Source organism: Sphingomonas arenae, from assembly GCF_016924655.1.
GTDB lineage: Bacteria > Pseudomonadota > Alphaproteobacteria > Sphingomonadales > Sphingomonadaceae > Sphingomicrobium > Sphingomicrobium arenae.
In genome coordinates this window covers 1,162,844-1,185,000 of sequence record NZ_JAFFJU010000001.1, presented here as the reverse complement: position 1 = coordinate 1,185,000, position 22,157 = coordinate 1,162,844, and the positions used below count along the sequence as shown (strand labels likewise).

Sequence of the window (22,157 nt, the reverse complement as noted above, 5' to 3'; positions counted from 1 at the left end):
GATCCGCTTCTGGGTAATCAGCGCCAAGGCGGACAGTACGGGCGTCTGTGGATCGACGGTGATGGCCGGGGCGCTCATCGCTTCGGAAACGGGGCGGTCGAGCAGGTCACCGCCATGCCGATCCAGGCAGGTCACGAGGTCGCGTTCCGAGATCACGCCAGCCACGCCGCCGCCAGCGTCGGTGACCACCAGCGCGCCGATGTTGCGGCTCGCCAACTCGGAAATCGCCTCACGAAGGGATGCGTCGGCCCGAATTGCGGCCACGTCGCTTCCTTTTCCCGCCAGAACCGCCGCCACCGTCATGTGCGCCTCCTGTGATCTGTCGAAGGTTTCGCCCTTGATACTCCCATGCGGCACTCACAAAGGGAAGCCATGCCACGACCCGATCCGATCCCTAGCCCACGGGCCTCCGCCTGGCGGCGGTTCCGCCGAATCATGCGGTGGATGAGCCTGGTAGCGATCGCCTGTGCGGCGGCCGCCGTCTGGTTCGTCTCGCAAGGCGAGTCGGAGATTCGTATCCATATGCTGATCGCCACGGCGCTTGGCGCAGGGCTGACGGTCCTGATGGGTGCAGCCCTGATGACCCTAGCCTTTCTCAGCTCTTCCAGCGGCCATGATGACGAAGCGCATCGGGTCAGCGACGACAAACAAGGACCCACAGATTGACCGACCTTCAGCGCAGCCCGATTCTCCGCGTCGTTCCTGGGCCGAGCGACATCAATGCGAACGGACATATCTTCGGAGGTTGGGTGCTCAGCCAGATGGACGTTGCGGCGGGCATCGTGGCATCGCGCCGGGCCAACGGTTCGGTCGCCACGGTCGCGATCGAGCGCATGGAGTTCATCGCCCCCATCGAGTTACGGGACCTGATCTCCGTCTACGCAGAGGTCGAGCGGGTGGGGCGGACCTCGATGGCGATTCGCATCGAGGTCATCGCTCATCGTGATCGTGGGCAGAAGCAGATCAAGGTGACCGAAGGCCTGTTCACGTTCGTAGCGCTCGACGACAACCACCGTCCGCGCGCCGTTGATCAGTCCTCGTCGGAGATCCGGTAGCTGAGGCTCACGCTGCCATTTGCGGGAACCGTCGTCTTCCAGACGGGGCGCCCATTGCGGCGGTCGAGCCGAGACGCTGGCCGGAAGCGGTCGTCCGGCACGAAGAGTTCCGCCTCGTAGTGGACAGGAACCGGCCGATCGTTGGTGACGCGCAGAGTATAGCGGCCGCCCTCCGTCCGGCTGACCTTGCCCCGAACCCCTGGAGCCTCGGCCAGGGTCAATTCGACATCTTCTCCCACAGCGAGGTCGTCAATCGCGCCTTCGCCGATAAGGATTGGTCGGCCTCCCTGTTTTCCGAAGACGGAGACGCCTCCAGCCGGTAGCGGCAGGCCCAAGCCCTCTGCCGCTCGATTGCGAGTCACCAGAACGAGTTGCGCCGGCTGATCGAAGTTGCGATCCACAACGGACAAGCGCTGGCGATAGATTCTTGAGACCTTCACCGAGGGCTGCTCCATCAGCGCCACTTGCTTCTGGCTGTTGGCAGCAACGGTGACCGGCTCGGGAATACGATAGAGCTGCAAGTCACCGAGCCGCTCTCGCCTGGCCTCCATTACGCGGCTGCCGGTCACCACAATATCCTCCCCGCCCCGCTCAGGTGAGGGCGGCGGCGGGGGTGGCGGCGGCGGCGCGATCCCGGATTCTTGCGCATTCACTGCAATGACCTGCTCGGCGATGTCGCTCGTGGTTCCTGCTGGCCAGCATTGGATCTGCAAGGGTCGCGCCTCCGGCTCCGGCGCCCTCGCATCTTCCCGGTTGACCCGTCCCGCCACCGCTTGCGTGTCGGCATTGAAGAAGCTGGTTTCGTCACCGTTCGCCAGCGTCAACCAGGCGGAGAGGTGCAATGTCCTTTCGTCCTGTGAGAGGCTTGCCACGTAGTTTGCCTGCCAATCGAACCCAGACGCGAGGTACGAGAGCGACACCGTGGCTTCGACCGGCGTCGGGGTGCGGATCGCCACCGCAAGCGTCGGCTTGGCCGAAAGCCCTGGCGGCACTTCCGGGTACACGAGAGTCTCGGCAAGACCCGAACAGCGCAGCGCTTCGAACCCAGCTGACGTCTGCAGAACTACAGCCCCATCAGCCCCACTGCGAACCAGGGCTTCCTGTTCGATAACGCGACCGGTCGCGCGATCGGTTCGGCGGAGCTGTACACGTCGCCCGAGAGAGCGATCGAGCAGGGTGCCCGGCGACAACAGATAAGCGTCTCTGTTCTTCTCCAGAAAGCCGTTCGGCAGGCCAGTGATGATGGCGCTCTGCGGAAGGATGCCGCCAGCCACGCCTTCGAAGCGAAGCTCGGATGAACCGGCGCGGAGCTGAACTCTACGCGTTTCGGTGATCAGCGCGTAGCCGTTAAGCCATTGCAGGTTCGGTCGTTCACGGCCACGGTTCAAATCGCGATAGATGGTCACGGCGACCCGGTCGGGAGCCGCGGACGTGGCGACGGTCTGCCCGTGCGCAGCGCTGGCCAGCAGCAGACCAAGCCAGAGAAGCCTCCTCCTCATGGAGTTCAGAAGCGCGTATCGAACGTCGCGGTTACAGTCGCTTCCCCATTCGCAGGGACGGCGACCCGCCAGATGGCAGCATCGGCGCTGCTGCGCTCGCTTTTCTGGCTTTCGCTGAGGATCCGAGTGTCACCCCAGAGCCCGTCCTGGAACAGGATCACGGAAACTGGACGGTCGGAGGCGTTGGTCACGCGGTATCGCATGGTGGTGCGCCAGCGGGTTCCACTCGAGTCCACTCGGGTGCGCTGCTCAACGACAGGATGGACCTTGATATCAAAGGCTTGGCCGGTGGTAAGGCCCAAGGTCGAGCCCATGGGTGTGTGGCCGATCCGGCTTTCCCCGACGAACTGGGGCCGCCCGCTGGAGTCACGTTGATAGACACGAACCGTGCCTGCAGGCAGCGCATTTCCGAGCCCATCGCCGCGATTTGTCGCGAAACGCAGCACACTGTTGACGCTAATCGGCTGTTCGGCGGTCCCCAGCCACGGGTTGCGGAATTCGTAAGTGCGCTCAGCCGGCGTGCCGGCAACGTCGAGAAAGCTCACCTGTTTCTGCTGCCGCTGTGCAATCGTGGTGCGTTCCGGCAGCGGATAAAGGTAGAAGTCGGCAAGCCGCTCCCGCGGTGCCGTCTGAGTGCCGGCGTCCCGAAGCGGCGGTGGAGGTGGTGGCGGAGGCGGGTAGTAGCCGCCTCCTCGGTAAGGCTGCTCCGCTTGTGCCACGCTGCCCGCGACCAGCACCGTGCTGGCATTGCGATAAGTGGTGCCGCTCTGGTTGTTGAGCGTGATCCAGCCCTGCACGTCCATCCGGCCGGCTCGCTCGTCGAAGAGCGCGACATAGTCGGCCTCCCATGCGAGGCCAGGGGTCAGATAGTTGAGCGTGACCGGCTGACGACCAGCCCGCTGAGCTTCCAGCGTCACGGACAGCGTGGGCCGCGCGCGCAGGTTCTCCGGAACCTTGTCGAAGATCACCCGGACCGGCAGGCCGTCGTCGCGGAGAACCTCAATCCGCTCTCCGATTTGCAGCACCACGCCGCCGTTGGCCGCCAGCACGCGTGCCCGCTCACGCGTCTCTGCGCCCGTTGCTGGGTTAATCCGGACGATGGTGATCGTCTCACCCACCGCCTTCTGCATCAGCGCGCTGGGCGAGAGAAGGTCATAATCGAAGTTCTGCTCGACGATGCCAATGCCGGTTCCCGTCAAGGTCACAGTCTCGGGTCGGATCTGAGCCGACACGTCCGGGAACTCCTGCCGCGATCGGCCTGCAGGCAGCGTGAGGTTCCGGCGGTCCTGCACCAGTGCCAGGTCATTGTTGTAGATGGTGATGGCGACATCACCCTGCGCGCTCTCAGCGGGAGAAGGAATGCTGGTCTGGGCGATCGCGGGGGCCGCCGAAGCGGCCAACAGGCACGTCAGGAAAGTACGCAACACACATCCCCTGCAAGCGGTCGATGCTGCGCAGCGTGTTATGTTGTAACCCGCTCGTCAAGCCTGCACGTAGAAAGGGCCTCCCCGCTGCAAAGCGGAGAGGCCCTTGCGGCTCCAGGGGAACGGGCCGCGTTAGAAGTCGATGCTGGCGCGCGCCGACAGCGTGTCCACGTGGTAGCTGCGTTCATCCAGCGGCTTTGTGGAGGTCGGCTTGACCAGCGCAGCCTGCGGCCCGCCGGTGATCTGGGCACGGGCATATTGCAAGTAGATGCGGAAGTAGTCCTCCGGGATCCAGACGAGGCTGCCAAGGAGCCCGAGCTGCTTCCCGCCGCGGCCAAGGTTCACCGATGGCGTGGTCACGCCGGTCACGAAGTTGTTCGTGAAGCCGTTCTTCAGCTTGCCCGAATCAAGATCCAGATAATCGAGGCGAGCATTCAGCTGGAGAGCGCCCCAGCCGCCCTTGCTGAACGGCTTGAGGACCTTGGTACGATCCCACAGGCCATTCTTGTACCCCCGGGTTTCGCCCGTGAAGAAGTAGCCCGCTTCGATGTAGCCGCCCCAGAACGAGGGGTTACCATCCGGGACCAGCGCGGTCGGGCCGGAGAAGAAGTCGAGGGGGTCGGAGCCGAAGGTGTCGCCGGCTTCGTATGCATTGGACTTCAGGTACTGGCCTTCCGCCGTGACGTGAAGCGACTTGAAGATGCCGATGAACTCGGCGCCAATGATGTCGTCACTCTTCGCCGCGAAGTTGCCGGTGTCGACGAAGCGCACGTCCGTGGTCTGCACGAACGGGCGGGCGCGATAGCGAGCCAGCTGGTTGGTCGATGGCGCACCCTGCGAGACGGACGCGGTCGCGCCGTTGTTCGACTGGAACTCTCGGTGCTGGTAGTTCAGCCCGAAGTGCAGCTGGTTGCCGCCAACGATCGGCGCGTAGACTGCACGCGCTGCACCGATCCAGCCGTCATTGTCGAAGCTGGCGTCGATCGAGTGGGCGGTGAAAAGGCCAGCGTTGAAGCGCAGATCACCGGCCTTGTTCTTGAGGCCGAACGAGGCGCCAATCCGGCGGGTGTTGATGAAGGCGTCATTGAACGCGGCACGTTCCAGGAAGCTGATGTAGCGCGAGCTCGTAATCTGCTCGAGACCGTCCAGCGACTCATGGTTGCCGATCGTGAAGTCGTACGGTTTGCCCGCCGGGGCATACGTAATGATGGCGTCGCCGAACCCGACATTGGAGTTGGCGAAGTCCATCTCGAACTTGTAGCCGAAGCCACCCGGGATCGTGCCTTCCGCGCCCAGCCGGATCCGGCGGACACGCGTATTGAAGCCGAGGTTCCGGGTCACGATCGCGTCGTTGGGGTTCGACACGTAGCCGATGTCGTACATGATCCGGCCACGTGGCTTGAACGACCAGCCCGCTTCCTTGTCCTCATATTGCGGTGCGCCCTTCCAGGTGGGCGTGGACTTGACCATCGCCGCCTGCATCTGGGCAATCGATTCCTGCAGCGCCTCGACTTGGGCCTGGAGCAACTCGATCTTGGCCTGCGCGTCATCAACCGGCGTGGTCGCTGCGATCGCGGCATCTGCCGTGGTGTCGGATGCGTCAGGCTCGGTCGGCTCCTGCTGCGCCTCCGGCGGTTGGCCAGACGCATCCTGCGCCAAGGCCGGCGTCGCCAGACAGATGGCCGTGCCGGAGAGCAGCGTCGCCAGCAAGTTCGTGAACTTCATTTTTCTTCCTTCCCCCGCCCTGATGGGCTCGTGCGCGCCCCTCCCCGGAGCGCGCACATCTGTTGATCGTGGATGGGTCTACTTCAGGCTGGCCAGGTTCAGCGGAGCCAGCGTGCGTGCAGCCTGCTGGCTGCGAGCGCGGATGTTGTTCGGCGCGGCGACCATGCCGAGCGACAGCAGGTAGCCCTTGGGGCCCATCGCGCTTTCCTTCGTAAATTCCGCAACGAAGGCCCGGATTGCCGGAATGGCCGCGGCGTGCGCATTTTTCACATAGATGTAGAGCGGGCGCGCACCGGGATAGCTGAAGCTGCTGATGGTCTGATAGGTCGGCTGCACCCCGTTGATGGAGACGCCTTTCACCTTGGACAGATTCTCTTCGAGGAAGCTGTAGCCGAAGATGCCGACCGTGCCCGGGTTGGCGGCGAGCTTCTGGACGATGAGGTTATCGTTCTCACCCGCCTCGATGTACGCGCCGTCGGTGCGGACCGCGGTGCAGATCGCCTTGAACTTCGCCTCGTCGGTCTTCTTCATGGCGGCCACACCGGCATTGGCCTCGCAGCCCGGAGTCATGATCAACTCACCCAAGGCGTCGCGGGTGCCGCTGGTGGTGGGTGGTCCCATGACGCGGATCGGAATGGCGGGAAGGCGGCCGTTGATGTCCTTCCACGTTTTCGCCTTGTTGGGCTTGCCGTAGGGAGTCTTGGCGATCGCCATGTAGATTTCGCGCTGGCTAAGATTGGCCAGGGGAGTGTTCTTCGCAGTTGCCAGAGCGACCCCGTCCAGGCCGACCTGGATCTCGGTGATCTTGCTGACGCCGTTGGTGGCGCACAGCTTGGCTTCCGACGCCTTCATCCGGCGCGAGGAATTGGCCACGTCGGGAAAGCGTTCACCCACTCCGGCGCAGAAGAGCTTGATACCGGCCCCGGAACCTGTCGACTCGATGATCGGCGTTCCCACGCGCGGATTGGCGCGAGCGACGCGCTCGGCGACAGCCTTGGCAAACGGGTAAACGGTGGAGGAGCCGACGGCGCGCATCTGCGAGCGCGCTTCGGCGGCAGTCGGAATGGTAAGCGCCAGCATCGCCGAAGCGGCGAGGGTCAAAGACTTGATGGTCATGCGAAACGTCCCCTTGTGCGGAACTCTGCTCCGCCGGTGAGGCCGCCCTAGGATCGCGCCGCGACACGAAAGTGACTCGTTTGCTGCAGATTTGTGACGTGGCCCAAAAGACGAGGGCGACGAGTTGCCCCGCCGCCCTGTCTGATGTTCGATTGTCTGCCTGGCTCAGGCCGCCGGTGCGATCTCTCCGTCCCCTTCAGCCACCTTAGGCCGGCGGGTGACCCGCCGACGGGGGCGAGGAGCCTCTTCCACTTCCGTGCCGTCCGGGATCGCCGCCGTCTCCGGCTCGGGCGCGATGCCGATTGCAGGCGGCAGCGTGTCGAACGCGATTTGCGCCGGCGCCTCGCCCCGGTCCTCGTCTTCACGCGAACGGCCGTTCAGCCGGCCGCCACGCTCCCGCCGCTCGCCCCGGTCTTCGCGGGGAGCCCGCTCCCGCCGTTCGCCGCGGTCGTCCCGCGAAACGCGCTCCCGGCGTTCGCCGTCCTCTTCGCGTCGGTCCGAGCGCTCGACGCGATCACCCCGGTCGCGGCGACGATCCTGACGGTCGTCCCGATTGCCGCGATCTCCACGGTCGCCGCGATCGGCCCGGACCTGCGGTTCCGCCGATTCCTCACCGTCGGAGTCGAGGCCGTCCTCGTCGATATCCTCGTCGTCGTAATCTTCACCGCGAGCCCGTCGCTGCTCTTCGAAGCGCGACCGGCTCTCGCTGAGGACGCGAAAATAATGGTCCGCGAACTGGAGGTAATATTCGGTCTGCACACGGTCGCCGGCGAGTTGCGAATCGCGCGCCAAGGCCTTGTACTTCTCGAGCAGCTGCGCGGCGTTGCCGCGGTTGCGATTATCCTGCCGATTGCCACCCGTGTTGCCGGGCATCCCCTGTGGGCGCTGCCCCCCGCGACCGCGACGGCGGCCACCTTGGCGATTGTTGATCAAATCTTCGTTCCTCGTCGCACTGGCGCTCCATCGCGCGTGACAACCTGACCCCCATGCGTGCAGCAGCACGGCGCAGATTTCAGCGCCGTGTGCCCCTGTCGTCTTGCCTTCGCGCTGTTGCCTATCCGCGAAGATTCGATGTCATAGGGGGTAGCGACGGGGGGCGATCAGGCCCAGGCACTCTTGCTTCGCCATGAGCGGCCCCGTTGCTAGACAAGAGATGTAGTGCGCTTTCCCGGCATTTCCAAGCTATTTGTGCCTAGCATGGATTAGCAGCGCGCGCGGGCGCCCGGCGAGGTCATGGGCCAGCGAAGGTGAATGGCCGGCCGTTTCGAAAACCGAGGCCGCGGACTTCGCCTGGTCCGCGCCGATTTCAATCGCGGCGAGGCCCCCCGGTGTGAGGAGCCGGCCGATCTCCGGCGCGAGCCGGCGGTAATCGTCGAGGCCCTCCTCTCCGGCGAACAGAGCCTCGGCCGGCTCATGCTCGAGGACTCCCGGGCCGAGCTCGGCCCCAATTGCGACGTAGGGGGGATTGCAGAGCAGGAGGTCGAAGCGCTCCGTCACTCCCTCCGCCCAGTTGCCGAGCCGGAAATGGGCCCGGGGCGCCAGGCCGAGACGCCGGGCGTTGCCCTTCGCGTAATCGAGGGCGACCTGCGACGAGTCGATGCCAAGCCCAGTGGCGCGCGGCCATTGATCCAGCGCGGACAGTAGCAGAGTTCCGGGACCCGTGCCGAGGTCGAGAATACGGTCCGGACCTTCGGTTCCGGAGAAATGGTTGATTGCGGCGGCAATCAGCGTCTCGCTGTCCGGACGCGGGATGAGGACGCCCGGCCCGACCTCCAGCTCGATGTTCCAGAAGGCGCGGCGGCCGGTGATGTAGGCAACGGGCTCGCCCGCCATGCGCCGAGCCAGCAAATCGACGAATAGCTCCGGGACGTTGCCCTGTGGCGGGTGGAGCAGTAGTGCGTCCCGCTCGATCCCCAGGGCCTGCGCCATCAGCAGCTCAGCATCGAGCCGGGGCGTGTCGCTGACCGTTACGAGCTGTCGCGCCGCATCCGTGATCGCGCGGTCGATTGGCCTCACGCCTCCTCCAGGCCTGCGAGCCGCTGCGCTTCGTCCTCGGCGATCAGCGCGTCGGTCAGTTCGCGCAGGCCGGGTCCTTCGAGGATCTCGTTGAGCTTGTGGAGTGTAAGGTTGATCCGGTGGTCCGTGACCCGCCCTTGCGGGAAGTTGTAGGTGCGAATGCGCTCGGACCGATCGCCGGAGCCGACCATCGACCGGCGCGCGCCGGCGCGTTCGCTTGCGAGCCGCTCGCGTTCCAGTTCGAACAAGCGGGTCCGGAGCACCTTCAACGCCTTGGCCTTGTTCTTGTGCTGGCTCTTCTCGTCCTGCTGGATGACCACGAGGCCGCTCGGCAGGTGGGTGATGCGGACGGCGCTGTCGGTGGTATTGACGGACTGACCGCCGGGACCTGACGAGCGGTAGACGTCGATCCGCAGGTCTTTGTCGTCGATCTGGACATCGACGTCCTCCGCCTCGGGGAGAACGGCCACGGTGGCCGCGGAGGTGTGGATCCGGCCGCCGCTTTCCGTCGCGGGGACGCGCTGGACGCGGTGGACGCCGCTCTCGAACTTCAGTCGAGCGAACACGCCCGCACCGCTGATCGAGGCGACCGCTTCCTTGTAGCCGCCGACGTCAGCAGAGGAGGCGGAGATGAGCTCGAATTTCCAGCCCTGTTCCTCGGCGAAGCGCTGATACATGCGCAGCAGGTCGCCGGCGAAAAGGGCGGCCTCGTCGCCGCCGGTGCCGGCGCGGACCTCCAGCATGGCGGCACGTTCGTCGGCCGAGTCCCTGGGCAGGAGCTTAATGGCCAGCGCCCGCTCGGCGGCGGGAAGCTGCTCCTCGATGGCGTGGAGCTCGTCCAGCGCCATGGCGCGAAGCTCCTCGTCCGCCTCGCGGGTCATGGTCTGAAGGCTGGCGCGTTCGGCGCGAAGCCGACGCACCTCGCGGGCGGCGGCGGCGACCGGCTCGACCTGCGCATATTCCTTCGACAGGCGCACGAACTCGTCCGGAGCGAGGTTTGGGGCCGCCATCGCGTCGGCGAGCTCCTGCTTCTTCGCCTCGATTTGGGCGATCCGTTCGGACGAAATCTGGCTCATGCGCGGATCGCTGCTCCCAGCAGGTCGAAGCTGACGGCGCGCTGCTCGCCCGAGCTCAAGTCCTTCAGCTGCGCGGCCTGGGTGTCCAGCTCCGTGTCGCCGACGATGATTGCGAAACGCGCCCCGGTAGCCGCTGCGCGAGCCATGCGCTTCTTCATGTTGCCCTTGAACGCCATGTCGGCACCGATACCAGCGCGCCGCAGGTCCGAGATCAGGCGGACCGCTTCCCTCTCGGCGCGATCACCGAGCGGAACGAGCACGGCATCAGGCCGCTCCGGCTCAGGGGCGTCGATCATCATGGACAGCCGCTCGATGCCGGCCGCCCAGCCGATCGCCGGTGTGTGCGGTCCGCCAAGGGCCTCCATCAGGCCGTCGTAGCGCCCGCCGGCCAGCACCGTGCCCTGGGCGCCCAGCGTGTCGGTCATGAACTCGAACGCCGTATGGCGGTAGTAATCGAGGCCACGGACCAACCGGGGCGCCCGCTCCCAGCGCACGCCTGCGGCATTCAGTCCCTCTGTCACCGCCGCGAAGAACTCCGCGGCCTCCGCAGTCAGGAATTCGTCGATAGTCGGGGCCGCGTCCACGATCGGCCAGTCCGCGTGGGCCTTGCTGTCGAGGATGCGCAGCGGATTGCGCTCCAGCCGGTCTCGGCTTTCGCCGCTGAGGTCCGAAGACCGGCTGCGGAAATGCTCATATAGCGCGTCCCGCCAGGCCTGCCGCGTGGGAGGATCCCCAAGGGTGTTGAGCTTCAGCACGGCGTTATCACCGATGCCGAGCTCCTTCAGCAACTGATCGGCGAACAGCAGCACCTCGACATCGGCCTGCGGCTCGGCCGCACCGAGGATCTCCGCATCGAGCTGGTGGAACTGCCGGAAGCGGCCCTTCTGCGGACGTTCGTAGCGGAACGTGGGGCCGTGCGTGGCGACCTTCAGCGGGGCATATTGCTGCCACCCTTCAGACAGGTAAGCGCGCGCGATGCCCGCGGTGAATTCCGGCCGCAGCGTGATCGAATCGCCACCGCGGTCGGGGAAGCTGTACATCTCCTTGGAGACGACATCGGTCGTCTCGCCCAGCGAGCGGGCGAAGACGGCCGTTTGTTCGATCACCGGCACTTCGACCCGCTTGAAACCGAACAGGCGGCGAACGCGGTCGAAGGCAGCGGTCACCGCTTGAAAGCGGTCGGCTTCTTCGCCGAGCAGGCTTTGGGTGCCCCGAACGGGCTGAGGGGGTTGGATTTGCGCCATTGGTGGGCGACGCCCCTAGCCGTGGCGCGCGGGAAAGGCTAGGCGGCGCGCGTTTGCCCGGCAGCGGAGCGGGGGCGCTCGCGTGCAGCCGACCAAGGAGTTAGAATGAACCTCGATCTCGTGCCCGCCGGCGACAATCCGCCGGAGAGCGTCAACGTCCTCATCGAAGTGCCGATCGGCGGCGAGCCGGTTAAGTATGAGCTGGACAAGAAGTCCGGCGCCATCTTCGTCGACCGCATCCTGCATACCGCGATGCGCTATCCCGCCAATTATGGATTCATCCCGCACACCCTGGGCGAGGACGGCGATCCGCTCGACTGCCTGGTGATGGCGCGCTGGCCATTCATGCCCGGGTGCGTGGTGCGCGCGCGGCCGATCGCGGTACTGTTCCTAGAGGATGAAGCGGGTGGGGACGAGAAGATCCTGGCGGTCCCCGAGATCAAGACCTCGGCCTACTATGTGGATGTGAGCGAGGGCGATCACCTGCCCCCCATCGTCATGGAGCAGATCAGCCACTTCTTCACCCACTACAAGGATCTCGAGCCCGAGAAGTGGACCCGCGTCGGTCACTGGGGCGGCCGTGACGAGGCCCATCGCATCATTCGCGAGGGCCTCGAGCGGGCGCGACAGGCCGGCTTCTAGCTGCCAGGCTGTTGAGCCGGTCGCTGGCGAAGACGGGGCGGCAGGAACAGCTTGCGGATCGAGATGGATACCGTCCGACCCAGCGGGTCGAGCAGGTCGCTCTGGTAGTTGAGTGGCGTGACTCCGCCTGCGCCCCGAACGCGCGGCTTGGCGTCGAAGATGTTGTCCACGCCGAAGCGGACCTGTGCTCCCCGCAGCCAGGGCGCTTTCGCCACAAGGTTGAAGCGCTCACCCAGGTTTGCGAAGAGCCGAAGGTTGACGCGGGTCAGCGGTGAGAAGCGCAAGTTCCCATTCTCCCCGCCCTCGATCTCGGTCCCGCTCCGCCAGTTGGCTGACAAGCGCGCACCAAGCCCATTGTTGAAGTAGCCGCCCTCGAGCTCAAGCTGGTGCCGCGGACGGCCACCATTGCCGTCCAGCGCCTCGCCATCGAGATAATCGAGTACCGGAAGCCCGGGGCGGATCCGGACCTCGTCTTTCAAAGTGACGGTGTGGAAGACGGAAAGCTGGAGCCGTCCGCCCTGGCGGCCACCGCCGAATCGACCGAAGCCCCCACCTCCGCCGCGACGCTGACCCGCTCCTGCGCCACCTTCCCGCCCGGACGAGGCCCCCTCTGAGCGCGGTTCGCGCCGCGGGAGTCCGGCGCGGGCCCGGAGCTGCTCGATCTGCGCCGCCGTTGGGCGAGCCGAGCGAAGCGGCTTTTGAAAGTTGAAGCCCCAGCGCAGCGTGTCCCGGTCGGCGCGCTCGAAGTTCACTGGTCTCAGATCGACCCGGACCAACTGGCCTGAGGCATCCCGGGTGAACCGCTCGGGAAATGCGGCCTCGATTGCCTCACTCGGCCCAGGGAAGGTGGATACGGGGTCCTTGAGCCGGCTGCGGGTGTAGTCAAAGCGCAGGTCAAGGTCCGTCTTCTCGAACGGTTGCCAGGTTCCGCCAAGTTTCCATATTGTGCGCTGGTCGGACCGAAGCTCGGGATTGCCGCCCGTGATCGCCGTTACCTCAACCGCTTGGCCAGTCACGAAGTCGAAGATTCGTGTCCCGGGTGTCTCCAGCACCGGATCGCCAAGCTGGGTGAGCCCGGGAGCGCCCTCCTCCCGGGTGACGGAGGCGATGAGGTTGAGGCGTTGCACCGGTGACCAGACGAGCCCGCCGCCGAGCGTCGTCAGCGTACCGAAGTGCGACAGCCGCTCGACTTCCGCATTGGCGTTCACGCTGAGGTTCCCGAGCGCCGACAGGGCGCCATTGCGCTTGGCGACGGGCAAGTCGACGTTCACCGCCGCCCCCACCCGATCCCGGCCGAGATCGGTCGAGGTCTCCGTCAGTCCGCGCCGGGCCTCGCCCTCCAAGTCACGGGTGTCGCCGCTCAGCCGTAGCGTGACATTGGCACGCCCGGCCGGGAGTTCGGCCAGGGGGCCGTTCGCCACTAGGGTGACTTCCCCGAAACGGTTGAGGGTCCGTGCCCGATCCCGCGGCTCCACCAGTTCCTCGTCCCGGTCGGAGCGGGTGAGCGAGCGCGTGACCTCATACCCGCCATCGGCCGACCAGCGCCAGCGGTCGCGATTGCCGTTGAGTGCGAAGCCCAGCCGGCCGGAGTCGGTGGTGGTGTTCCGCTCGAGCGGATCGAGGCCGGTGAGGTCCGCTCCGAACAGCGAGCGACCGGTCACGCGTTCGACCCGGCCGTCCACGGTTGCACTGACGTCACCAAGGATTGTCCGGTTGACCGTGCCGCCGAGACGATATTGCTCGCGCGCGCCAACCAGCGTCCGAAAGCGCCGGTCGTCGACCAGGGTATCGTCCGCAAGGCGGATGTCGCGCTCCGCCTCGGTCAGGGCACTGCTCCGCTCGACATGCGCGTTGAGGCTGACCCGGCCGTTCTCCTGAAGGAGCAGGCGCGTCACGTCGAACTCGCCGCCGATCCGGCCACCCTCGGTCGCGACGTCGCCCTCCAGCCGGGTGGCGGTGGACCGGAAGCGCGGCCGGAGAACGAAGTTCACCACGCGCTGGTCGGCTCGGTAGCCGTACTTGAGGGCGACCTCCTCGGGCAGGATGTCGATCCGGAAAATGGCTTCGGGCGGCAGATCGCGGATCTCCCCAAACCCAGAGATGCGGCGGCCGTTGAGCAGGACGACAGGCTGACCACCGCCGCGGCCACGCGCGCTCCCCGTTTGCGGTGCGAGATCGGCGAGAAGCTCGGTGATGCTGCTTGCGCCGTAAGCCCGGATGTCGCGGGCGGAGAGCTGGTTTTCCGGTGGAATGTCACCAATCACGGCGCCGCGTTCGCGCTGGCCGGTGATGACGATCGCCTCTTCCTCATCCTCGCCGCTTTCGTCGATCGGCGTCACCTCCACCGGATCGGGCGCGGGAGCTGGGGCAGTCTGCGCAACGGCGGGAGTCGCCAGCACGGCTGCGGTCGAAAGAAGGAATGAACGGACCATGGGGGCAAGCAACTCTCGAAATCGGAAAACGGCTCGCTTGCCGAGTTCGGGTGAACCGGGGATGATTGAACGTTCTTGGTTCGACAAACGGGAGTGCTCCCTTGACCAACGGCCTGCGTATCATTGCCGTCATTCCGCTGCTGCTGGCGGGCTGCTCCACCGCAACCCTCCCGCAGGCGGCTGCTCCCCCTGCGCCGCTCGCACCTTCAGCCCCGGCCCATGGCGGTCCAGCCGAGCAATCTACCGCCCAAGCGCTCGAACGAATCCGGCGCATCGATCCGCAAGTCGGCTCGGTGATTGCGATCGACCCGACTGCCCTCGACCAGGCGAGGCGGATCGACGAGGGAGCGACGCGCGGCGCCCTGGCGGGCCGGCCCGTGCTCATCAAGGACAACATCGAGGTCGCAGGCCCGCTCCCGACCACGGCAGGGAGCCTCGCGCTGACCGAGAACGTGACCAACCGCGATGCACCGCTCGTCACACGGCTGCGGTCGGCCGGCGCAGTGATCGTCGGCAAGACGAACCTGTCCGAATGGGCGAACATCCGGTCGTCCAATTCGATCTCCGGCTGGAGTGCGGTTGGTGGCCAGACGCGCAACCCCCATGCCCTGGACCGCAATCCGTGCGGCAGTTCGAGCGGGAGTGGAGCGGCTGTCGCGGCCGGTCTCACCCGGATGGCAGTTGGAACGGAAACTGACGGCTCCATCACTTGCCCGGCTGCGGTGAACGGTGTCGTGGGCTTCAAGCCGACCGTGGGCCTCATCAGCCGGACCCACGTGATCCCCATCAGCGAGAGCCAGGACACCGCGGGGCCGATCACGGCGACGGTGCGGGAGGCCGCGCTGATGCTGACTGCGATGGCGGGTAGCGATCCCGCCGATCCGGCGACGGAGGAAGCCGATGCGCGCAGGCAGGACTATGCTGCGGCATTGGACGCAGGTTCGCTGAAGGGGAAGCGGATCGGGGTGATGCGGTTTGCCAGCGGATTCGGCACCGATCGAGCCTTCGAGGCGGCCTTGGCGGTCCTCCGGATGCAGGGCGCCGAACTCGTCGAGATCAAGGAGTTCAAGAACCAGGACAAGATCGGCGGGCCGGAGTTCCAGGTGCTGCTGACCGAGTTTAAGGCGGGTCTCGACCGCTATCTCCAGTCCAGCCCTGCTCCCATAAAGGTCCGCAGCCTCGCCGACGTGATCGCTTTCAATACGGCGAACGCCGCGAAGGAAATGCCGCTGTTCGGACAGGACATCTTTGAGCAGGCCCAGGCGACCAAGGGCATTGGCGATCCCGGCTACCGGAAGGCACGGGCGACCAGCTTCCGCTATGCAGGTCCCGAGGGCATCGACGCACTGCTGAAGCAGCACCGGGTGGTCGCGCTGGTCGGTCCAACTATGCCGCCGTCGTGGAAGATCGATGCGGTGAACGGCGACCAGATCAGCGGAGGCGGAGCTGGCAGTCTGGCGGCGGTTGCCGGCTACCCGCACCTGACCGTGCCGATGGGCACGGTGAAGGGCTTGCCGGTGGGTCTCAGCTTCATCGGGCCGAAGTGGGCGGACGCGCTAATCCTCAGCCTTGGGTTTGCGTATGAGAAGGCCCGCGGGCCGCTTGCCCCACCACAATTCTACCGCTCGATCGAGGAGAGCCCGGCTATTGCGCCAGCGCTGCAGCCGCAGCGCTAAGCGGTCATTCTCAATCCGGCGATGGCGCCGACGATTACCAGAATGAGCAGCAGGCGGACGGTGGTGGTCGGCTCGTTGAAGAAGGCCATGCCGACGATCACCGTCCCGACCGCGCCGATGCCGCCCCAAACGGCATAAGCGGTGCCCATGGGGATTGAGCGGGCAGCAACTTCCAGCAGGCCCATGGAGAGGGTAACGGAGGCCAGGAACCCGGCAGTCCAGGGCAGGTTGCGGAAGCCCTCGACGAAGCGGAGGCAGGTGGTGAAGCCGACCTCGAACAGGCCGCCGAGGATAAGAAGGAACCAGGCCATGCGCGTCTCCTAGGCGGTGGTGGCTTCAAGGGCCGGGCTCGCCTCCTGCGGGCGGCGGGCGGCAAGGATGCAGCCGATGACAATCAGCACGGCTCCCGCCATGGTGTAGGGTGACAGCTGCTCGCCGAAGAACAGCCAGCCGAACAATGCCGCCCACAGGAAGGCGGTGTACTCGGTGGTTGCGAGATAGCTCGCCTCTGCCCGAGCGTAGGCCCAGCTCAGCAGCAGCATGGAACAGGTCGATAGCGCGGCGGCGATCGCGAGGAACGACCATTGGGTGTCGGGCGGAACGCTGGTGCCGATCAGCGGCAGGACCGCCAGCAGGACCAGGCCAACGGTCATGTTCTGGAAGAATGCGATCTCGACCGGTCCGGCCGCGAGGCTCTGTCGCCGCATCATGATGATGTTGACAGCATAGCAGACGGCAGAGGCAAGCACCGCCGCCGAGCCGGTGAGGGCACGCGGGCCAAGGTCGGTCTGCGCCTGGCCGAGCAGGATGACGAGAACCCCGGCAAAGGCGAGGAAAGACGCGCTGATCGTGCGAGGGCCGACCTTCTCGTGAAGCCAGATCGCGGCCAGGTAGAGCGCGATCAGGGGCGCGATGAAGGCCAGGGCGACGGCCTGCGCCAGGGGCACCCGGCCGATGCCCCAGAAAAACAGCACGCCCATGATCGTCGACAGCACGCCGCGGGCGATGTGCAGGCGGAGCACAGGCCCGCTCGGCCACCCGTTACGCCAAGGAAGATAGAGTGCGCCCGCCAGGCTGACGCTGAACAGACTGCGCCAGAGCATGGTGGAGTAGGCGCCGATTGCGAGTACCAGGCTCTTCATCACCGCGTCCATCGCCGAGAACAAGGCGATGCCGACGGTGCCGACCAGGAAAGCAATCAGCGGGGAGTGGCGGGGAGGGTGCATGGCTGCCCGCCGGTAGCCGGACGGGCCGCGGAAGTCAGCCTACCGCAGTGTCATTGTGTCACCCCGGATCTCGACCGACCCGAAACGCTCAAGGAAGCTCTGGCCGAGCAGCGATTGCGTGCCCCCGTCCATCACGATGCCGGACACTCCCGTGGCCGTTTCGTGGCCGAGCTTCACTTCGTCCATCCGGACGACCTGCCCCCTTACGGGTCCCGATGCCCCTTCGCCGACCGTGTAGAAGTTGGCGCGGTTGACCTCGATCCCGGCGCGTTGCGCATCCCTGTAGGAGAGCGCAATGCCGCTGGCTCCCGTGTCGACGAGGAACTCGATTGCTCGGCCGTTCACCTTTGCGTTGGCGTAGAAATGGCCGTCGGGTCGGCGGGTCAGCCGAACGGTGCCGCCACTTGTCGATGTGCCATCACTGCTGCTGCTCGCTGTTCGGCTGCTGTAGCTCGGGCTGGCCGACGTCACCTCGGGCTCGCCGCTGCCCCAGTCGTCAGGCGCCGTGGACGTGTTGGCCCCGCCGTCCTCCGGGGCAACGTGTCGTGAAGGCATCATCGCCCCCACGAATGTCGCCACGAACAGGATGATGACAATGCCCCGCCACATAGGGCGCCGTTAGCATCGTCGCGGTGAAACAATCGTTAGCGGCTGCTCACTCGGCGGCGTGGAGCACCTCAGGCTCGGCGGCGCCAGCGGCCTCGATTTCGGCCGCCTTTGCTTCGACGAGCTTGACGATGTGGTCGATCATGCCCTCGTCCGAAACGTGGTGGTCAGTCACTCCGGACAAATAGACCATGTGCTTGCCATTGCCCCCTCCGGTGATGCCGATGTCCGTCTCGCGCGCTTCGCCTGGCCCATTCACGACGCAGCCGAGCACCGACAGCGACATGGGCGTGCGGATGTGCTGCAGCCGCTCCTCCAGCTTCTCCACCGTGCGGATCACATCGAAGCCCTGGCGAGCACAGCTTGGGCACGAGATGACCCGCACACCGCGATTGCGAATGCCGAGGCTTTTGAGGATCTCGTAGCCGACCCGGACTTCCTCCTCAGGCTCGGCCGACAGGGACACACGGATGGTGTCGCCAATGCCGCTCCACAGCAGCATGCCGAGACCGATCGAGCTCTTCACCGTGCCGCCGATGAGCCCGCCGGCTTCGGTGATCCCGAGGTGAAGCGGGCAGTCGAGCTCGCTGGCGAGCTGCGTATAGGCGGCTACTGCGAGGAAGACGTCGGACGCCTTCACGCTGATCTTATATTCGCGGAAGCCATGGTCCTCGAGAATGCGGACGTGATCCATCGCGCTTTCGACCAGCGCCTCGGGGCAAGGCTCCCCGTACTTTTCGAGCAGGTGCTTCTCAAGACTGCCGGCATTGACGCCGATCCGAATGGCGCAGCCGTTCGCCTTCGCCGCGCGGACGACCTCCGCAACACGCTCGTTGGAGCCGATGTTGCCCGGATTGATGCGCAGGCACGCCGCGCCGGCATCCGCCGCCTCGAGCGCTCGCTTGTAGTGGAAATGGATGTCCGCGACGATCGGCACACTGGCCGCGCGCACGATCTCCTTGAGCGCCGCAGTGCTGTCCACGTCGGGACAGGACACGCGGATGATATCCACGCCCACCTCTTCGCAGCGGCGGATCTGGTCAATGGTTGCAGCCGCATCAGACGTCGGGGTGTTGGTCATGGTCTGCACGGTGATGGGCGCGTCGCCGCCCACCGGCACATTACCAACCATGATCTGGCGGGACGGACGGCGATCGATGGTGCGCCAGGGGCGGATTGCAGACATGCCGCCGATATAGAGCCGACCGGTGACAGCGCCAAGGCAAGCCTTGGAGGCGAGCGGCCGGGTGCTGCTTTCCGCATAAATCTGTTATTGATGCAGGCTTGGACTCGGCTCGGGGGTCACGGGCATGGAAGGTTCGGTCGTCCTTCAGCAGCGCCCCAATGCCGCGCGCAATCGGCGTGCCGGCAGCCGGTTGTCCTCGTCGCAGCGCTACTGGGCGTTCATCAGCTACGCTCACGAGGACGCGGAAACGGCCGAGTGGCTGCAGGAGGCGCTCGAGCAATATCGAGTCCCCGACGGGCTGGTGGGAAAGCTGACCGATGTGGGCCCGGTTCCACGGCGCCTCAGCCCCATCTTTCGCGATCGCAGCGAATTGCCTGCAGCCGGAAGCCTCAGCGACGAAATCGAGGAAGCGGTCCAGGGCTCGCGCTTCCTGATCGTCCTGTGCTCGCCCGCCGCTGCCCAGTCCCGCTGGACCAACGAAGAGATCACCTGCTTTAAGAAGCACCATTCCGAAGACCAGGTGCTGGCCGCGATTCTTTCGGGTGAACCGTTCGCGAGCGAAGTCCCCGGCCGCGAGCATGAGGAATGCTTCCCCCCGGCCCTGCGTACGCACTTCAATCGCCGGGGACTGCCGACTTCCCGACGGGCGGAGCCCGTGGCCGCCGACCTCAGGGAGGGCGGAGACGGTCGCCGCGCGGGCTTCCTCAAGATCGTGGCGGGCATGTTGGGCGTCGGCCTGGACGACGTGGTTCAGCGTGAGATCGTCCGAAGGCAGCGGCGGACCAACCTGATCGTCGGCGGTTCGGTGCTGGGGATGCTGGTCACCAGCAGCCTGGCCGTTGCGGCGATCCAGGCCCGTGACGCGGCCCGCGATCAGCGCCGGGAGGCGGAAGGACTGATCGGGTTCATGCTCGGCGACCTGCGCGAGAAGCTGGAACCGATCGGACGCCTCGACGCCCTCGACGCCGTCGGCGCGCGAGCGCTCAGCTACTATGCCAAGCAGGACGCCGGCGGGCTCGGCGACGAAAGCCTGGCGCAGCGGGCACGGGCGCTCACCCTGATGGGGGACATCGCACAGCGTCGCGGCGACCTGGACGGAGCCCTCAGCCGGTACCGGCAGGCCGCGGCCAGCACGTCGGAACTCTTGCGTCGCCACTCCGACGAACCGCAACGCATGTACGACCACGCGCAGAACCTCTTCTACTTCGGCTATGTTGCCTGGCAGCGCGGGCGGACAGCTGAGAGCCTGGCCAGCTTTCGCCAGTACAAGCAGCTCGCCGAACGTATGATCGCGCTGGACCCGCGGGAGCAGAAGTGGCGACTGGAGGGCATCTACGCCGATACCGTCCTCGGCACCGTGCTGCTGGAGCAGCAGAAGTACGACGAGGCTTTGCCGCTTTTCTCGTCCACGCTCGGGAACACGGATCGCCTGCTCGCCGGCGACGCGAACAACGCCGAATACCAGTATCAACTCCTGGAAACACAGGCCTACCTGGCCGACGCTTACCGCGGGGCGGGACGCCTGGCCGAAGCCTTGATGACGCGCCAGAGCCAGCTTGCCCTGCTTGATCGGCTGCAGCGCGAGCGGCCCGACGACATGGCTCTGCAGCGCAAGGCGGCACGCGCACACGAGTCACTGGCCACCCTTCTGCTCATGCGGGGCGCAACCGAAGCTGCGAATGACGAAGCCTCCAAGTCGCTGGCGCTCGGCGAGCGGTTGCTTCGTACCGAACCCGACAACACCGAATGGGTGGATCGGATCAGCCAGGCCTATCTCACGGCGGCCAGCGCCCGGCTCGCGGCGGATCAGCTCGACGACGCGCGCCGGTTTGCGGACGCCGGCTGCGCACTGGTGAACCGACTGATCGCCCGCGACGACAGTGTCGTTTTCTGGAGTGAGACCCTGCGCCGCCGCTGCCTGCTGCAAAAAGCGGCCATCGATCTGCGCGCTGGCCAGCCGATGCAGGCGTTCGCCTGGACGGAACAGGCTGCCGGCAATGTCTTGAGCGCAAGAGCCCGGACTCCCGGGGGGAGCAGCGATCTTGCTCGTGCGCGCTTGCTCGGCGGAGATGCGCTGAAAGCCATGGGTCGCCCCGCCGACGCCCAGCGACAATGGACCCTTGCCCTGCGGGAGTGGCCAGCAGGAGCGACGAGAAGTCCGGAGAACCTCGCCACCTGGGCACTTCTGTTGCGCCGCACAGGCAGCGACGATCAGGCTGCGGCTCTGGCCGGCAAGCTGCGGGAGATGGGCTATCGGGAGCCCGATTATACCCGGGGCATGCGGCAGGGAGGTTGAGACATGAGTGGTCCCGTTCAAACCACGGTCAAGGTCAAGATTCTGGCTAGACTGGTCGCCGGGATTCTCACGTGGAGCTACACTGCAGGCTTCATCCCGCCGGCCAACGGGTTCAACCAGGGCAACGGCCATGAGGGGCGGATCCACATCATCGCGCCCGGAGAAGCGGAGATCGTCTTCGATCTCGACGACCGGACCGGATGGCGACTGCGGTTCATCCCGAACGAGTCAGAGGCAATTTGGATCTCACGGGGGAGCGTCTGCCCAATAGGCCCCGGTGATGGAGACGGTCAGTTCATCATCAATCGGCCGCAGAACATGCGCCTGACCATCACCAACCTGAACACCGTCCAGGGGGAATATTGCTACGCCCTCCGCTTCGATAGCGATCAGGGCGTCCAGACATTCGATCCGATCATCAAGAACGGACCATAGCGTGGAAGGGGACGTGAAATGGACAGCATCCTGCCTAATCAAGCCGGCGATCTTGGAAGCACAGGAGGAGAAATCAGTCTTGCTCCCAAAACAAGGGTAGACGTCGAGATACGCGCTTCATGGAGTTCGAGATTGGGAACTGTGGTGTTTGGGTTGGGCGGAACCGTTGATCCCTCCACCAACGGGGACATCAAAGGCTCCACCATCCGAATTGATAAGGGAAAGAGCCCTACCGAGATCAGATTCAAGCTGAAGGACGACACGCAACGTGATCTCGAGTTCGTCGAATCTGATCCAATTTGGGTAGGCTTGAGAAAGGATTGCGAAGAAGAAGGTTGTCCGTCGAGCGGTCTGTCGGGCTTTCAGTTAGTTAGGGTGTCTGAGCGTAAGCTGACGGTATCCCGAGCTGATATTGATGATGAGTATGTATACATGCTCCGATTCATTGACGAGACCGGCAAGCCCTTCGAGTACGATCCAATCATCAAGAATCGACTCTGATA

21 protein-coding genes (1 of these 21 cut by a window edge) are annotated in these 22,157 nt (G+C 65.6%); 7 read left to right on the top strand and 14 right to left on the bottom strand.

Annotated elements, in window-relative coordinates:
• Positions 1-303: the 5' portion of a CBS domain-containing protein gene (locus JT720_RS05985; protein WP_205480031.1), read on the bottom strand. The gene continues 129 nt to the left of window position 1, outside the view; the window shows 303 of its 432 coding nt (coding positions 1-303); its start codon is at positions 301-303; its stop codon lies off the left edge, out of view.
• Between the two features lie 69 nt (positions 304-372).
• Here JT720_RS05985 and JT720_RS05980 point away from each other — a divergent pair, with 69 nt between their 5' ends.
• Together JT720_RS05980 and JT720_RS05975 are read left to right on the top strand one after the other, a co-directional pair.
• Positions 373-666 carry a hypothetical protein gene (locus JT720_RS05980; RefSeq protein WP_205480030.1) on the top strand — a complete coding sequence of 98 codons (294 nt, stop codon included), beginning with the start codon at positions 373-375 and terminating at the stop codon, positions 664-666.
• Positions 663-1,055 (top strand): acyl-CoA thioesterase, encoded by a 393-nt coding sequence (locus JT720_RS05975; protein ID WP_205480029.1) that lies wholly within the window; start codon positions 663-665, stop codon positions 1,053-1,055. The genes JT720_RS05980 and JT720_RS05975 overlap by 4 nt, the downstream gene beginning before the upstream one ends.
• On the opposite strand, the gene JT720_RS05970 is transcribed toward JT720_RS05975, so the two are convergent.
• The 8 genes from JT720_RS05970 to hisS form a co-directional block, all read right to left on the bottom strand.
• Entirely contained in the window at positions 1,031-2,554 is a 1,524-nt protein-coding gene (locus JT720_RS05970) for a DUF4139 domain-containing protein (RefSeq protein ID WP_237219664.1), read from the bottom strand. The genes JT720_RS05975 and JT720_RS05970 overlap by 25 nt on opposite strands.
• A 5-nt stretch (positions 2,555-2,559) precedes the next feature.
• Positions 2,560-3,957, bottom strand: coding sequence for a DUF4139 domain-containing protein (locus tag JT720_RS05965; protein WP_205480218.1), 1,398 nt, complete (start codon positions 3,955-3,957; stop codon positions 2,560-2,562).
• Between the two features lie 153 nt (positions 3,958-4,110).
• On the bottom strand, positions 4,111-5,703 hold the full coding sequence (locus JT720_RS05960) for an OprO/OprP family phosphate-selective porin (protein ID WP_205480028.1): 1,593 nt from the start codon (positions 5,701-5,703) through the stop codon (positions 4,111-4,113).
• 78 nt (positions 5,704-5,781) lie between these two features.
• Complete coding sequence (locus JT720_RS05955; RefSeq protein WP_205480027.1) at positions 5,782-6,819, bottom strand: substrate-binding domain-containing protein; 1,038 nt, start codon at positions 6,817-6,819, stop codon at positions 5,782-5,784.
• 165 nt (positions 6,820-6,984) lie between these two features.
• Positions 6,985-7,752: a DUF4167 domain-containing protein gene (locus JT720_RS05950; RefSeq protein WP_205480026.1), complete on the bottom strand. Its 768-nt coding sequence runs from the start codon at positions 7,750-7,752 to the stop codon at positions 6,985-6,987.
• A 249-nt stretch (positions 7,753-8,001) separates the two neighbouring features.
• Positions 8,002-8,835, bottom strand: a complete 834-nt coding sequence (prmC, locus tag JT720_RS05945) for a peptide chain release factor N(5)-glutamine methyltransferase (protein ID WP_205480025.1) — start codon at positions 8,833-8,835, stop codon at positions 8,002-8,004.
• Positions 8,832-9,911, bottom strand: coding sequence for a peptide chain release factor 1 (gene prfA / locus JT720_RS05940; RefSeq protein ID WP_205480024.1), 1,080 nt, complete (start codon positions 9,909-9,911; stop codon positions 8,832-8,834). The genes prmC and prfA overlap by 4 nt, the downstream gene beginning before the upstream one ends.
• A complete protein-coding gene (gene hisS / locus JT720_RS05935) occupies positions 9,908-11,155 on the bottom strand; it encodes a histidine--tRNA ligase (protein ID WP_205480022.1) in 1,248 nt (415 codons plus the stop codon). The genes prfA and hisS overlap by 4 nt, the downstream gene beginning before the upstream one ends.
• A 105-nt stretch (positions 11,156-11,260) precedes the next feature.
• Between hisS and ppa the strand changes: the two genes are divergently transcribed.
• Entirely contained in the window at positions 11,261-11,797 is a 537-nt protein-coding gene (gene ppa, locus JT720_RS05930; protein ID WP_205480020.1) for an inorganic diphosphatase, read from the top strand.
• Here ppa and JT720_RS05925 read toward each other — a convergent pair.
• Positions 11,794-14,229, bottom strand: coding sequence for a porin family protein (locus tag JT720_RS05925; protein ID WP_205480018.1), 2,436 nt, complete (start codon positions 14,227-14,229; stop codon positions 11,794-11,796). The genes ppa and JT720_RS05925 overlap by 4 nt on opposite strands.
• 101 nt (positions 14,230-14,330) lie before the next feature.
• Here JT720_RS05925 and JT720_RS05920 point away from each other — a divergent pair, with 101 nt between their 5' ends.
• Entirely contained in the window at positions 14,331-15,905 is a 1,575-nt protein-coding gene (locus JT720_RS05920; protein ID WP_237219663.1) for an amidase, read from the top strand.
• Here the strand turns inward: JT720_RS05920 and JT720_RS05915 are convergent.
• From JT720_RS05915 to ispG, 4 genes are read right to left on the bottom strand one after another with little or no spacing between them, the layout of a single operon-like run.
• Entirely contained in the window at positions 15,902-16,216 is a 315-nt protein-coding gene (locus tag JT720_RS05915) for a DMT family transporter (protein WP_205480016.1), read from the bottom strand. The genes JT720_RS05920 and JT720_RS05915 overlap by 4 nt on opposite strands.
• A gap of 9 nt (positions 16,217-16,225) precedes the next feature.
• Complete coding sequence (locus JT720_RS05910; RefSeq protein ID WP_205480015.1) at positions 16,226-17,131, bottom strand: DMT family transporter; 906 nt, start codon at positions 17,129-17,131, stop codon at positions 16,226-16,228.
• A 39-nt stretch (positions 17,132-17,170) separates the two neighbouring features.
• Positions 17,171-17,740, bottom strand: a complete 570-nt coding sequence (locus JT720_RS05905) for a retropepsin-like aspartic protease family protein (protein WP_205480013.1) — start codon at positions 17,738-17,740, stop codon at positions 17,171-17,173.
• Between the two features lie 46 nt (positions 17,741-17,786).
• Positions 17,787-18,923 (bottom strand): flavodoxin-dependent (E)-4-hydroxy-3-methylbut-2-enyl-diphosphate synthase, encoded by a 1,137-nt coding sequence (gene ispG, locus JT720_RS05900; protein ID WP_205480011.1) that lies wholly within the window; start codon positions 18,921-18,923, stop codon positions 17,787-17,789.
• A gap of 124 nt (positions 18,924-19,047) precedes the next feature.
• On the opposite strand from ispG, the gene JT720_RS05895 reads away from it, so the two are divergent.
• Genes JT720_RS05895 through JT720_RS05885 form a run of 3 tightly spaced genes read left to right on the top strand, consistent with a single transcriptional unit; the run spans position 19,048 to position 22,155 of the window.
• Complete coding sequence (locus JT720_RS05895; protein ID WP_205480010.1) at positions 19,048-21,219, top strand: toll/interleukin-1 receptor domain-containing protein; 2,172 nt, start codon at positions 19,048-19,050, stop codon at positions 21,217-21,219.
• 3 nt (positions 21,220-21,222) lie between these two features.
• Positions 21,223-21,654, top strand: a complete 432-nt coding sequence (locus JT720_RS05890) for a hypothetical protein (RefSeq protein ID WP_205480009.1) — start codon at positions 21,223-21,225, stop codon at positions 21,652-21,654.
• Positions 21,655-21,672: 18 nt separating this feature from the next.
• Positions 21,673-22,155: a hypothetical protein gene (locus JT720_RS05885; protein ID WP_205480008.1), complete on the top strand. Its 483-nt coding sequence runs from the start codon at positions 21,673-21,675 to the stop codon at positions 22,153-22,155.
• Positions 22,156-22,157: the final 2 nt, after the last annotated feature.